Annotated in this window: 10 protein-coding genes; all 10 read right to left on the bottom strand. The window is 65.2% G+C overall.

Going from position 1 to position 13,982, the window contains the following annotated elements:
• Positions 1-67: 67 nt before the first annotated feature.
• A complete protein-coding gene (locus WS95_RS24505; protein WP_034207264.1) occupies positions 68-790 on the bottom strand; it encodes an amino acid ABC transporter permease in 723 nt (240 codons plus the stop codon).
• Positions 791-792: 2 nt separating this feature from the next.
• Positions 793-1,515 (bottom strand): amino acid ABC transporter permease, encoded by a 723-nt coding sequence (locus WS95_RS24500; protein ID WP_059826600.1) that lies wholly within the window; start codon positions 1,513-1,515, stop codon positions 793-795.
• A gap of 94 nt (positions 1,516-1,609) precedes the next feature.
• A complete protein-coding gene (locus tag WS95_RS24495) occupies positions 1,610-2,425 on the bottom strand; it encodes an ABC transporter substrate-binding protein (protein WP_059498964.1) in 816 nt (271 codons plus the stop codon).
• Positions 2,426-2,872: 447 nt separating this feature from the next.
• Positions 2,873-4,177 carry an MFS family transporter gene (locus WS95_RS24490; RefSeq protein WP_034207261.1) on the bottom strand — a complete coding sequence of 435 codons (1,305 nt, stop codon included), beginning with the start codon at positions 4,175-4,177 and terminating at the stop codon, positions 2,873-2,875.
• 233 nt (positions 4,178-4,410) lie between these two features.
• The gene (locus WS95_RS24485; RefSeq protein ID WP_034207260.1) at positions 4,411-6,090 is read right to left on the bottom strand and encodes a SpoVR family protein; all 1,680 of its coding nucleotides are present in this window, start codon (positions 6,088-6,090) and stop codon (positions 4,411-4,413) included.
• Positions 6,087-7,355, bottom strand: coding sequence for a YeaH/YhbH family protein (locus WS95_RS24480; protein ID WP_034207259.1), 1,269 nt, complete (start codon positions 7,353-7,355; stop codon positions 6,087-6,089). The genes WS95_RS24485 and WS95_RS24480 overlap by 4 nt, the downstream gene beginning before the upstream one ends.
• 125 nt (positions 7,356-7,480) lie before the next feature.
• On the bottom strand, positions 7,481-9,403 hold the full coding sequence (locus tag WS95_RS24475; RefSeq protein ID WP_027784391.1) for a PrkA family serine protein kinase: 1,923 nt from the start codon (positions 9,401-9,403) through the stop codon (positions 7,481-7,483).
• A 557-nt stretch (positions 9,404-9,960) separates the two neighbouring features.
• The gene (locus tag WS95_RS24470; RefSeq protein WP_059826599.1) at positions 9,961-11,730 is read right to left on the bottom strand and encodes a methyl-accepting chemotaxis protein; all 1,770 of its coding nucleotides are present in this window, start codon (positions 11,728-11,730) and stop codon (positions 9,961-9,963) included.
• 268 nt (positions 11,731-11,998) lie between these two features.
• Positions 11,999-12,928: a ribokinase gene (rbsK, locus tag WS95_RS24465; protein ID WP_059785642.1), complete on the bottom strand. Its 930-nt coding sequence runs from the start codon at positions 12,926-12,928 to the stop codon at positions 11,999-12,001.
• Positions 12,925-13,956 carry a LacI family DNA-binding transcriptional regulator gene (locus tag WS95_RS24460; RefSeq protein WP_034207256.1) on the bottom strand — a complete coding sequence of 344 codons (1,032 nt, stop codon included), beginning with the start codon at positions 13,954-13,956 and terminating at the stop codon, positions 12,925-12,927. Before WS95_RS24460 ends, rbsK begins: the two co-directional genes overlap by 4 nt.
• Between the last annotated feature and the right edge of the window lie 26 nt (positions 13,957-13,982).

Raw genomic sequence — 13,982 nt, 5'->3', positions numbered from 1 at the left:
ACCAGCGGCGACGCGGCCACCTATCTTCATCACCGGAAATCCGCCGCCTGCATCGGGCGGCATGCCGTCACCGCGCGGGTTCGGTGCGCTCCGCCGCCTGCGCAATGCGCTGCGCCCTCGGACGGCGCGACAGCAACCAACGCGCCGCACCGTCGAGCGACGTGCACAGCACCAGATAGATCGCCGCGACGAACAGGAAGATCGGCGCCGGATACACCATCAGCCGGTTGTTCACCTGGGTCGCGACGAACGACAGTTCCGGCACGCCGACGATATACGCGAGCGACGTGTCCTTCACGAGCGCGACCCACTGGTTGACGAACGAAGGCGTCATGATCCGGATCGCCTGCGGCAGCAGCACGTAGCGCACCGTCTGCCAACGCGTGAGGCCGAGCGACAGCCCGGCCTGCCATTGCCCGTCGCCCGCCGCGACGATCCCCGCATGCACCGCATGCGCGAGATACGCGCCGCCGACCAGCGCCAGCGCGCACACGACCGTCGCGAGCCCCGGCACGTCCATGTGCAGCAGCACGGGCATCAGGAAATACGTCCAGAAGATCAGCATCAGCACCGGAATCGCGCGAAAGAAGCCGATGAATGCGAGCAGCAGCACGCGCGCCGGACCGCGTGCGAGCGCCATCGCGACGCCGAGCGCCACGCCGAGCCCGGCCGACGCAATCGCGGACGCGAGCGCCAGCACCAGCGACAGCGCGGCGCCGCCGAGCGGACCGTCCGGGAACGCGCCGACGAGCAGGTACGGCAAATTGGAGACGAGCAGCGAAAGATCCATCGTCAGCGCCCCGCTCCGAGCCGGTCGCGCCATTGCGTGGCCGCATACGCACCGGCCTCGATCGCGGCCACCGCCGCGACGTACAGCAACGTCGCGACGCCGAACGCGGCGAACGTCTTGAACGTTTCGGTCTCGACCTGGCGCGACGCATACGACAGCTCGGCGACGCCGATCGCCATCGCGAGCGACGAGTTCTTCACGAGATTCATGTATTGGCCGAACAGCGGCGGCAGCGCGATGCGCACGGCCTGCGGCAGCACCACGTAGCGCAGCGACTGCATCGGCGTGAGGCCGAGCGCGGCCGCCGCATCGTGTTGCGCACGTCGCACGCCGCGCAGGCCGGCCTCGCATTCCTCGGCGACGAATGCCGCGGTATAGGCGCTCAAGCCGACCCAGCCCGCGACGAATTCGAACGACGGCCACGCGAGCGTGAACGGGCCCACGCTCGCCGCATGGCGCGCGTTGAGCCACGCGATCCACGTATCGGGCAGCAACGACGCGACGCCGAAATACCAGAACAGCAACTGCACGAGCAGCGGCGTGTTGCGGAACGCGACGACGTAGGCGGCGGCGACCGCGCGCGGCGCCCTGCCGCGCGCATGCCGCATCACGGCGAGCAGTAGCCCGCCGACGGTCGCGGCGACCGCCGACGCGGCCGCGAGGCCGAGTGTCAGCAGGAAGCCCTGCCATAGCCAGGACAGATATTTGGGAGCCAACCCGAGCATGCTGTGGCGCGCGCACGAAGCGCACGTTCGGATGAAAACAAAAAGCGCCGCACGGCCGATGTTCAGGCCGGTCGCGGCGCACGTGCGAGACCGCTCAGGTCTTGTCGCCGATACGGAAAATGCGCGTGAGCGGCGTTTTCGTGGTTGGCCCGAACCATGCGTCGTAGATCTGCGTGGCGCGACCGCTCGCCTCGAGCCCCTTCAGCGTGTCGTTGACGAAGCCGAGCAGGCGCGTCTCGCCTTTCGGCACGCCGACGCCCATGTAGTCGTTCGAGATCGTGAACGCCGGGATCTCGTAGTTCTGCTTGTCGGGCACGTTCGCGAGCAGGCCGATCAGTTTCGGGCCGTCCTGCGTGATGGCCTGCACGTTGCCGGCGCGCAGCGCGGCGAACGCGAACGGCGTGTCGTCGTACGCGACGATCGTCGCCTTCGGGAATTTCTCGCGCAGCGTGATCTCGTTGGTCGTGCCCTTGTCCGCGCCGACGCGCAGGCCGTTCAACTGGTCGGCCGATTTCAGCACGCCCTTCTTCGCGAGAAACTGCTGGCCCGACGAGAAATACGGAATGCTGAAGTCGACCTGCTTCGCGCGCTCGTCGGTGATCGTGAAATTCGCGAGCACGAGATCGACCTTGCCGGACGTCAGGAACGGGATGCGGTTCGCGGGGTTGGTCGGTTGCAGTTGCAGCTTCACGCCGAGCTTGTCGGCCAACGCCTTCGCGTAATCGACGTCGAGACCGACGATGCGGTTGCTTTTCGCGTCGACATAGCCGAACGGCGGATTGCTGTCGAACGTCGCGACGCGCAGCACGCCGGCCTTCCTGATGTCGTCGAGACGGTCCGCATGCGCGACGGTGCCTGCGGTAACGAGCGCGACCCCGATGAGCCACGTAGCGAGCGTGTTGATTTTCATGAGCACGACCTGATTTGTTATGGAGGCCGCCGCGGATCGCGCGGCGGCACGGTTCGAAGAACATCGCGACGAAGTGTGTCGTCGCGAAGCCGCTAACGTATCAGCGCGCGCGGCGAATTCGAACCAACAAATGGTGCTTTGCTCTGCGGGTTTCGTGATGAGGCGCGCGGGCTGCAGGCACGCGCTGCCGCATAAAAAAACGCCCGCTGCAAGCAGCGGGCGCGAATCCCAGTCAAGGAGGTGTCACACGAACTACGCAGTCAGATTAAGGAAATCGCGCGCCGCGGACAACGAATCGATTTCCATATCGATATGACGCGGCACGCTCGTGCCGGCACGTGCCGGGTCGAACAGCGGATTTCGCCGCACGTGTCATCACACGCCGCAAAAAAACCGCAAACCGACCGGACGTTCGTCATCGTGCAAGTACGCGCGACGCGCATCCGATCACGGCTCGTGGCGCAGATACCCTTCCTTGCTCGGATCGCGCATGCGCCACGACACGATCAGCGAGATCGCGCACAGCACGGTCACGTACCAGTAGAAGGTTTCCTCGCTGCCGATCGACTTGAACCACAGCGCGACGTACTCGGCCGAGCCGCCGAAGATCGCGTTCGCGACCGCATACGACAGACCCACCCCCATCGCGCGCACTTCCGGCGGGAACATCTCGGCCTTGATGAGGCCGCTGATCGACGTGTAGAAGCTGACGATCGCCAGCGCGACCGTGATCAGCACGAACGCAGCCACGGGGCTCGTCACGTCCTTCAGCGCATGCATCAGCGGCACCGTGCCGATCACCGCGAACGCACCGAACAGGATCATCGACGTGCGGCGGCCGATCTTGTCCGACAGCGCGCCGAACACCGGCTGCATCAGCATGTAGACGAGCAGCGCGACGGTCATCACGTTGCTGGCCGTCTTCGCGTGCATGCCGGCCGTGTTCACGAGGTATTTCTGCATGTACGTCGTGAACGTGTAGAAGATCAGCGAGCCGCCGGCCGTGAAGCCGACCACCGTGAAGAACGCCCCCTTGTGCTGCCACACGCCGCGGATCGTGCCGGCGTCCTTCTTGTCGCGCGATGCGCTCGTCGACGTTTCGTCGAGCGACTTGCGCAGGTACAGCGAGATCAGCGCGGCCGCCGCGCCGACCACGAACGGAATGCGCCAGCCCCATGCTTTCAGCTCGCCGGCCGACAGCGTCTGCTGCAGGATCACGAGCACCAGCAGCGCGCACAGCTGGCCGCCGATCAGCGTCACGTACTGGAACGAGGCGAAGAAGCCGCGCCGCCCCTTCAGCGCCACTTCACTCATGTAGGTCGCGCTGGTGCCGTATTCGCCGCCGACGGAGAGCCCCTGGAACAGGCGCGCGACCAGCAGCAGTGCCGGCGCGAGCGCGCCGATCTGCGCATACGTCGGCAGCACCGCGATCACGAGCGAGCCGCCGCACATCATCAGCACCGAGATCATCATCGCCGTGCGACGGCCGTGACGGTCGGCGATGCGGCCGAACAGCCAACCGCCGATCGGACGCATCAGGAAGCCGGCCGCGAACACGCCCGCCGTGTTCAGCAGCTGGGTCGTCGTGTTGCCGCTCGGGAAGAATGCCGGCGCGAAGTACAGCGCGCAGAACGAGTAGATATAGAAGTCGAACCACTCGACGAGGTTGCCCGACGAGGCGCCGACGATGGCGAACACGCGCCGCCGGGTGTCATGCGCGGACAGCGCAGCTTGGTCGGTCTGGACGTCCATGGGTTGGTCTGTTCCTTTTAGTGCTTTCTGGGCGAGACGGCTGGGCCGCCGCGTGCGGTCGCGCGTGGCACCGGTTCCGGCGCACGGCGCTACGGGATTTTAGCGAAATGTAAAGTAACAAGCGCTCCGGGTTCGTCCGGATGTAGAAAATTTTTCTCCGGCCGCGCGTTCGTCATATGAAAACGCCAGCCCTCAGGCTGGCGTCCGATGCAAACATTTTCGCTTGGCGACGATCACACGCGCACTTCCGGCGGCACGTAGCGGCATTCGTAGCGCTTGCGCACGGTGCCGGCCTCGTCGACGCTTTCCAGATACACGTCGAACTGCCAGAGCCGCGCCATGTGCTTGAGCACCTCCTCGCTGTCGTTCGACAGGTGACGGTTGTCGGTCATGAAGTGACGCAGCGTGAGGCTACGGTCGCCGCGCGTGTTGACGGCCCATACCTGGATGTTCGGCTCGCGATGATGGATGTCGTACTGCCGCGACAACGCCTGCCGCACGTACTGATAGCCGGAATCGTCGTGGATCGCCGATACCTCGAGCGAATCGCGCATGTCGTCGTCGAGCACCGAGAAGAGCCGCATCTCGCGAATCAGGTTCGGCGACAGATACTGCGCGATGAAGCTCTCGTCCTTGAAGTTGCGCATCGCATAGTGCATCGCCGGCAGCCACGGCGTGCCCGCGATCTCGGGAAACCACTTGTAGTCCTCTTCCGTCGGGGCTTCGCAGATCCTTCGGATGTCGCTCATCATCGAGAAACCGAGCGCATACGGGTTGATCCCGCTGTAGTACGGCTTCGTGACGGGCGGCTGGTAGACCACGTTGCTGTGCGAATGCAGGAACTCCATCATGAAGCCGTCTTCCAGCTTCCCCTGGTTGTACAGCGTATTGAGCAGCGTGTAGTGCCAGAACGTCGCCCAGCCTTCGTTCATCACCTGCGTCTGCCGCTGCGGATAGAAATACTGGCCGATCTTGCGCACGATGCGGATTACTTCCCGCTCCCACGGTTCGAGCAGCGGCGCGTTCTTCTCCGCGAAATACAGCAGGTTCTCCTGCGGCTCGGGCGGATAGCGGTCTTCCTGCTCCTCCGTCAGCTCGGGCTTCTTGCCCGGCAGCGTGCGCCACAGTTCGTTGACCTGCGACTGCAGGTACGCCTCGCGCTCGCGCCGCAGGGCCGCTTCCTTCGACAGCGACGGTTTCTGCGGCCGCTTGTAACGGTCGACGCCGTAGTTCATCAGCGCATGGCACGAGTCGAGCAGTTCCTCGACGCGATCGAGGCCGTAGCGCTCCTCGCATTCCGCGACGTAGTTCTTCGCGTACACGAGATAGTCGATGATCGCGTGCGCGTCGGTCCACAGCCGGAACAGGTAGTTGCCCTTGAAGAACGAGTTGTGCCCGTACGCCGCGTGCGCGATGACGAGCGCCTGCATCGTCATCGTGTTCTCTTCCATCAGATACGCGATGCACGGGTTCGAATTGATGACGATTTCGTAGGCCAGGCCCATCTGGCCGCGGCGGTAGCTTTTTTCGGTCGCGAGGAAGTGCTTGCCGAACGACCAGTGGCGGTAGTTGACGGGCATCCCGACCGACGCGTACGCATCCATCATCTGCTCGGCGCTGATCAGCTCGAGCTGGATCGGGTAGATGTCGAGCTCGTATTGTTCGGCGACCTGCGAGATGTGCGTGTCGTATTCCTCGAGCAATTCGAACGTCCAGTCGGACGGGCACGGCAGTGGCTTGCGTTCGGCAACGTTCATACGCGCTTCCTTTTGCCCGGAACCGGGCAAGTCGGCGGCCGGCGGCGGCGGTTCGGCCTGCACGCGTTGCTGCGGTGCGGCAGGGCCGGCCGTGTCGTCGCCGGAAGAGCGCGGCTCGTAGCCGCGCGACTCGTTGTGCAGATGGCGGGTCGTCATGACATTTCCACCTGCTTTTCGAACAATTCGCGAAACACCGGGTAAATGTCCGCAGCCGATTCCACTTTTTTCATCGCGAGATGCGGTTGCGACAGGGCCAGTTGCGCGTATTCCAGCCACAGATTCTGCTCTTCCGGCGCGACCTGGATATACGCGAAGTAACGCGTCTTGGTGAGAATATCCTCTTCCAGGATTTTGCGACACTTCGGCGAATCGTCAGTCCAGTTGTCGCCGTCGGACGCTTGCGCGCCGTAGATGTTCCACTCGGTCGGCGAGTAGCGCTCGTTCATCACCTTGCGCATCAGTTCGAGCGCGCTCGACACCACCGTGCCGCCGCTTTCGGTCGAATGGAAGAAGGTATCTTCGTCGACTTCCTCGGCGCGCGTATGGTGACGAATGAACACCACTTCGATGCGCTCGTAGTTGCGCTTGAGGAACAGGTAAAGCAGGATGAAGAAGCGCTTCGCGAGATCCTTGCGCTGCTCGTCCATCGAGCCCGACACGTCCATCAGGCAGAACATCACGGCCTGGCTCGACGGTTGCGGCTGCTTCACGCGGTTGATGTAGCGCAGGTCGAACGGATCGATGAACGGAATCCGCCAGATGCGCCCTTTCAGGTGATGGATCTCGGCTTCGAGCGTCGCGATTTCCGCGCGGCGGTCTTCGGTGTCGTTCTTCAGCGCTTCGAGCCGCGCCTCGAGCTCGCGCAGCTCGTTGACGAGCGGCGAGCCGAGCGCGATGCGCCGGCCGAGCGCGCTGCGCAGCGAGCGCACGACGTCGATGTTGTTCGGCGTGCCCTCCGCCGACCAGCCCGCGCGCACGTTCTTCCAGCTCGGCACCGTCAGCAGGTGCGTCTTCACGAGGCGCGGCAGTTCGAGATCGTCGAAGAAGTACTGCATGAACTCGTCGCGCGACAGCTCGAACACGAAGTCGTCCTGCCCTTCTCCCTCGTTGCTCGCCTGACTGCCGCCGCCGCCCGAGCCGCCCTGCGGACGCGGAATCTTGTCGCCGCGCACGTAGTCCTCGTTGCCGGGGTGCACGTATTCGCGACGCCCGCCCGGCGCGTGCCGGAAATTCGGCTCCGCGATGTCCTTGCGCGGGATCGTGATGCTCTGCGTGCTCTGGATATCCTTGATGCTACGGTCGCGCACCGCGTCGGACACGGCACGACGAATGTAGTTCTTGACGCGACGCAGAAAGCGTTCGCGATTGGCGATGCTCTTGTTCTTGCCGGCCAGCCTGCGGTCGATGATTTGATGAAGCACTCCCGGTCTCCCGCTCGAAAGTCGATCTGCCGGGGCACTCGCCGCGCATGCCGTCTGCCGTCATGCGGGCGGCGCCTCTGAAAGCGCCCGGGCGGACTCGCCGTCCGGGCACGATACCGCGCGTGTCATGACGACTTGCGCACGCGCAGGTACCAGTCGCAAAGCAGCCTCACCTGCTTCGGCGTATAGCCCTTCGCGACCATCCGGTTCACAAAGTCCTCATGCTTGCGCTGCTCCTCCGCCGAACCCTTGGCGTTGAACGAAATGACCGGCAACAACTCCTCGGTGTTCGAGAACATCTTCTTCTCGATCACGACGCGCAACTTCTCGTAGCTCGTCCACACGGGGTTCTTGCCGGCGTTCGCCGCCCGTGCGCGCAACACGAAGTTCACGATCTCGTTGCGGAAATCCTTCGGATTGCTGATCCCGGCCGGCTTCTCGATCTTCTCCAGCTCCGCGTTCAGCGCGGCGCGGTCGAAGCTCTCGCCCGTGTCGTGGTCGCGGAATTCCTGATCCTGGATCCAGAAATCCGCATACGTGACGTAGCGGTCGAAGATGTTCTGCCCGTATTCCGAATACGATTCGAGATACGCCGTCTGGATCTCCTTGCCGATGAATTCCGCATAGCGCGACGCGAGCACGTCCTTCACGAACGACAGATACTTCTGCTCGGTTTCCGGCGGGAACTGCTCGCGTTCGATCTGCTGTTCGAGCACGTACATCAGGTGTACCGGGTTGGCCGCGACCTCGCTCGTATCGAAGTTGAACACGCGCGACAGGATCTTGAACGCGAAGCGCGTCGATACGCCGGTCATCCCTTCGTCGACGCCCGCGTAGTCGCGATACTCCTGGTACGACTTCGCCTTCGGATCGGTGTCCTTCAGATTCTCGCCGTCGTACACCTGCATCTTCGAAAACAGGCTCGAATTCTCAGGCTCGTGCAGCCGCGACAGCACCGAGAACTGCGACATCATCTTCAGCGTGCCCGGCGCGCATACGGCCTCGGCCAGCGACGAATTGCGGATCAGCTTCTCGTAAATCTTGATCTCTTCCGACACGCGCAGGCAGTACGGCACCTTCACGACGAAGATCCGGTCGAGCAGCGCCTCGTTGTTGCGGTTGTTGCGGAAGGCCTTCCACTCCGATTCGTTCGAGTGCGCAAGAATCACGCCGTCGAACGGAATCGCGCCGAAGCCTTCGGTGCCCTTGAAGTTGCCTTCCTGCGTGGCGGTCAGCAGCGGGTGCAGCACCTTGATCGGCGCCTTGAACATTTCGACGAATTCGAGCAGGCCCTGGTTCGCGAGGCACAGGCCGCCCGAGTAGCTGTATGCGTCGGCATCGTCCTGCGCGTACTGTTCGAGCTTGCGGATATCGACCTTGCCGACCAGCGACGAGATGTCCTGATTGTTCTCGTCGCCCGGCTCCGTCTTCGCGATGCCGACCTGCCGCAGGATCGACGGATAGCGTCGCACCACGCGGAACTGGCGGATGTCGCCGTTGTATTCGTGCAGGCGCTTGACGGCCCACGGACTCAGGATGCTTTTCAGGTAGCGGCGCGGAATGCCGTACTGTTCCTCGAGGATCGGACCATCCTCGTCGTAGTCGAACAGCCCGAGCGGCGATTCGTTGACGGGCGAGCCCTTCAGCGCATAGAACGGCACGCGCTCCATCAGTTGCTTCAGACGCTCGGCGATCGACGACTTGCCGCCGCCCACCGGGCCCAGCAGGTAGAGGATCTGCTTCTTCTCTTCGAGACCTTGCGCAGCGTGGCGGAAATACGCGACCACCTGCTCGATCACCTCCTCCATTCCGTAGAACTCACGGAATGCCGGATACACCTTGATGACCTTGTTCGCGAAGATCCGCGACAGGCGCGGGTCGTTGCGGGTATCGATCTGTTCAGGTTCCCCGATTGCTTCCAGCATGCGTTCACCCGCCGTCGCATACGCGGATGGATCGTTCTTGCAGAGCGCGAGATACTCCTCCAGCGAGAGCTCTTCCTCTCGCGTTTTTTCGAAGCGGTTCGCGAAGCTGCTGTAAATATCCATGCTACCTCCCTCGCCTGAGTCTGAAGACGTGCCTGCCTTCGTATGACTGCGCAGAAGCAAGCGCGTTCGAATTCATCCTAAACCCTTTCTTATTTTTTTTCACGAACTCTTCGTATGAAGTTCGTCATTCTCGACAACACCGCTTGGACAACGCATTTCGTCGTTTTACAATCGACTTCCCGAGCCGCAGAAACTGCATCCGCCGCGTCTCGTCGAACATCGAAACGGCTCGTGCGTTGGACGCCGCCGACGCCCCCACTTCTCCCCTTCATCCCTATACGTTCGAGCGGCCGCGTGCGATGACACGCCGCCCGCACCGTTACAACTTTTTTTGCAGTCCCTTACGGACATACCCGTACGGTGAACGCGGGAACATGACGTGCACGCAGCGCATCCGCGCGAACCCGTCGGTCCGTCACGCACGATGCGCGATGCACGTGCCTGTGCCCGATCGATCGTCCGCGTTGTCACATTCGGCCAGTCGCAGAAACGACGACGCCCGCGGAGCGCGGGCGTCGTTCGTCACCAAATGGGGATAGATACGCGGCGCACGCGGATCAGAACGTCTCCCAGTCGTCGCCGCCGGCACTCGCGGCGGCCGGCGCGGGCGCCGGCGCAGCCGATATGGCGGCAGGCTTGCGCGCCGGCATCGCGGCGGCCGCGCGCTTCGGCGCGGCATCGCGTTCGATGCGCGCGGCAGCCTGTGCCGGCGCCGCCGCTGGCGCGGACGGCGTGCGTGGTGCGTGCCGCGCCGCCGCAACGACGGTGTCCGCACGCGCCGCTTCGTCGTCGAGCTGGAATACCGCCGCCGTTTCGCGCAGGCGCGTCGCCTGTTCGTCGAGCGACTGCGCGGCGGCGGCGGCTTCCTCGACGAGCGCCGCATTCTGCTGCGTGACTTCGTCCATCTGCGCGACCGCGCGTGCCACCTGGTCGATCCCGCCGCTCTGCTCCTCGGACGCCGCCGCGATCTCGCCCATGATGTCCGTCACGCGCTGGACCGCGCCGATCACGTCGTTCATCGTGCGCCCGGCTTCGTCGACCAGCGTCGAGCCGATCCGGATACGCTCCACCGACGCGTCGATCAGCGCCTTGATTTCCTTCGCCGCGCTCGACGAACGCTGCGCGAGGCTGCGCACTTCGCCGGCGACGACCGCGAAGCCGCGGCCTTCCTCGCCCGCGCGCGCGGCTTCGACGGCCGCATTCAGCGCAAGTATGTTGGTCTGGAACGCGATTCCCTCGATGATCGTGATGATGTCCGCGATTTTCGCCGAGCTGTCGTTGATTTCGCCCATCGTGCCGACCACCTGGCCCACCACCGTATTACCCTTGTTTGCAATGTCGGACGCATTCGCGGCCAGCGAGCTTGCCTGGCGCGCATTGTCCGCATTCTGCTTCACGGTGCCGGTCAGTTGCTCCATGCTCGACGCGGTTTCCTGCAGCGCAGCGGCCTGTTCCTCGGTACGCGACGACAGGTCGATGTTACCGGCCGCGATCTGGCGAGCCGCGGTCGCGATCGACTCGCTGCCGCCGCGCACGGTCCGCACCGTGTCGACGAGCCCGCGCTGCATCCTGGCGAGGCCTTCCAGCAACTGCCCCATCTCGTCGCGCCGGTCGACGACGATCGGCCGGCGCAGGTCGCCCGCGGCGATCGCGTCGAAATGCGACAGCGCATCGGCAATCGGGCGGCCGATCGCGCGGCTCAGCGTCAGCCACGACAGCACCGCGGCACCGATGCCGGCCAGCAGCACGACGATCGACAGCACGCGCATCGTCTCGAACACCGATTCCGCCTGATCGAAGCGCGCCTGCGCATCGGTGAACTGAAAGTTGCGCAGCGCTTCGCCGGCCACGGCCAGTTCGTTATAGCGCGCCTGCAGCTGCTTCGCGCCGTCGCCGATCCGGTCGCGATCGCCCGTGCCGATCGCGCTCGCGAACGCGTCGCAGGCATCCTGCAGCACCTTGCGCCGGGCGGCGACGTCCTGGGCGAGGCGATCCTCCTCGGCGCCGCGCGGCAGCGCGAGGTACTTCTGCCACCATGCGTCGGATTGCGTGCGCATCGCGCGGCTGCGCTCGATGGCAGCCGCGGAATCGGGCGTCCCGGCCAGCAGTGCCGCCCGGTCGAGGGCGAGGCGCTCGCGCGCGGCGAACATTTCCGCGACCGACACGTCGACCGCGCTCGGCATCTGGTTCGTGAAAATCTCGCGCGTCGAATCGTTCGAACGCGTCATGCCGTACAGACCGAGTACGCCGGTGACACCCAGCAGTACCGCCAGAAACGCCATCGTCAAACCGATGCGCGCACGAATCGTCAGATTCCTGAACACCATCTTCCATCCTGTATTGCGTCGTCATGAACGGGCTCGGCCCGTTGGCTCGAAGCATTGCTTCACTCGGTGCAATTACGACCGTGTGGCGCATAACTTGATGGTTTTGGCGTCATTATTTCGAATTATTCGTCTGTTTATTACAAATAGCTGAATTATTGACGCAATTCGGGTCGGAATGACGAACAGGATAAAGGCGCGCCGGTACGCGGCCGGCCGTCTCGTGCGACGGGCGGGCCGCGTAGCGGAACCGGAAAACGGTGATCCGGCCCTAGTCGGCCAGTTCGATGCGGCTCGGAATCGACGGTTGTGCGCCCGCGCGCGTGACCGACAGCGCCGCCGCGCGTTGCGCGAAGCGGATGGCCGTGTCGACGTCCGCGCCCCCCGCGAGCCGTGCGGAAAAGCCGCCGATGAAGGTGTCGCCGGCCGCCGTCGTGTCGACGGCCTGCACGACCGGCGCCGGATAGTGTCGCGCGGCGCCGTCGGCCGTCAACGCGAGCACGCCGCGCGCACCGAGCGTGACCAGCACGTTGCGCGCACCGCCGGCCTGGAGCGCCCGTGCAGCGGCCTCGGCCTCCGTCGGGTCGCGCACGGGCAGCCCGGTGAGCGCGGCCGCCTCGACCTCGTTCGGGATCAGGTAATCGACGAGCGGCAGCCAGCCGTCCGGCAGCGGCGCGACGGCCGGGGCCGGATTGAGCACCACCGTGCGGCCGAGCCGGCGCCCGGCCGACAAGGCCGCGAACACCGCGTCCGGCGGCGTCTCGAGCTGGCAGATCAGCACGTCGGCCGCGGCGAGCGCGGCCTCGTGCCGGGCGATCGTGTCGGTCGTGACCTCGCCGTTGCCGCCTGCGACGATCACGATCGCGTTCTGGCTCGCATCGTCGACGACGATCAGCGCGACGCCGGTCGACGCCGACGCGCTCGTCGCGAGCCCCGTGCAGTCGATTCCCTCGACCTCGAGGCCCGCGCGCAGTGCCGCGCCGTGCGCATCCGCGCCGACGCAGCCGATCATCGCGACCTGCGCGCCGAGCCGGGCGGCGGCGACGGCCTGATTGCCGCCCTTGCCGCCCGCTGCCTGCGCGAACGCGTGCCCGGCCAGCGTTTCGCCCGGCAGCGGCAAGCGCGGCGCCCGCACGACGAGATCCATGTTGAGGCTGCCGACCACCGTCACGCGGCCGGTGCCGATTGCGCTCGCCGTCATGCGCGGGCGCCCGGCGCGGCCGGCTCGCGGTAGACCGCCGTCGATTCGCGCAGCACGAGGCGCGGCGACACGACGCGGCGGCGGCTCGGCACGGCGCTCGAACCGCCGCCGATCCGTTCGATCAGCGTCTGCGCGGCCATTTCGCCGAGCGCGCGCACCGACTGGCCGACCGTCGACAGCGCCGGATACGTGTAGCGGGAAAATTCGATGTCGTCGAACCCGATGATCGAGCAGTCGTCGGGCACGCGCATCCCGCGCTCGGCCGCCGCGCGCAGCGCGCCGACCCCCATCAGGTCGTTGCCCGCGAAGATCGCGCTCGGCCGCACCGATTCGAACAGCCGCGACGCCGCGTGATAGCCGCCCAGGCACGAGAAATCGCTTTCGGCGATCGCGCCCGGCACGATGTCGACCCCGCGCTCGGCCATCGCACGGATGAAGCCGTGCACGCGCATCGCGCTGACGGCGGTGTCGGTCGGCCCGGTGATGCAGCCGATCTTCGCGTGCCCGAGTTCGAGCAGATGGCGCGTGGCCAGGTACGCGCCGCGCTCGTGGTCGATCTGGACGAGATCGGCTGCGAGCCCCTCGATGTTGCGATCGACGACGACGAGCGGCGCGTGGATATCGGCGAGCGTCTGCGCGAGCACCGCGTCCTCGCCCGCCGACGCGACGATCAGACCGTCGATGCGTTTCTCCTGCAGCACGCGCAGGTAATTGCGCTGCTTCACGGGATCGTCGTCCGAATTGCAGAAGAACACGCAATAGCCGTTGGCCGCGCACTGATCCTCGATGCCGCGCGCAAGCTCCGCGAAGTACGGATTCGTGCTGTTCGGCACGACGAGGCCGATGGTCGCCGTCGCCCGTGCCTTCAGCGAGCGCGCCACGGCCGACGGCACGTAATTCAGCTCGCGGATCGCGCCCTCGACCTTCGCACGCACATCCGCGGACACCGGCCGCGAATTGTTCACCACGTGCGAGACGGTCGTAAACGACACGCCCGCCATGGCCGCCACATCCTTGATCGTCGCCATTTCCCGTTTCTCTCTGGTCTGTTCTG

The sequence above is a fragment of the Burkholderia sp. MSMB1826 genome (genome assembly GCF_001526325.1).
In the GTDB taxonomy this organism is placed as follows: Bacteria; Pseudomonadota; Gammaproteobacteria; order Burkholderiales; family Burkholderiaceae; genus Burkholderia.
The sequence above is the reverse complement of the archived record's forward strand: the minus strand, read 5'-3'. Positions and strand labels throughout refer to the sequence as shown.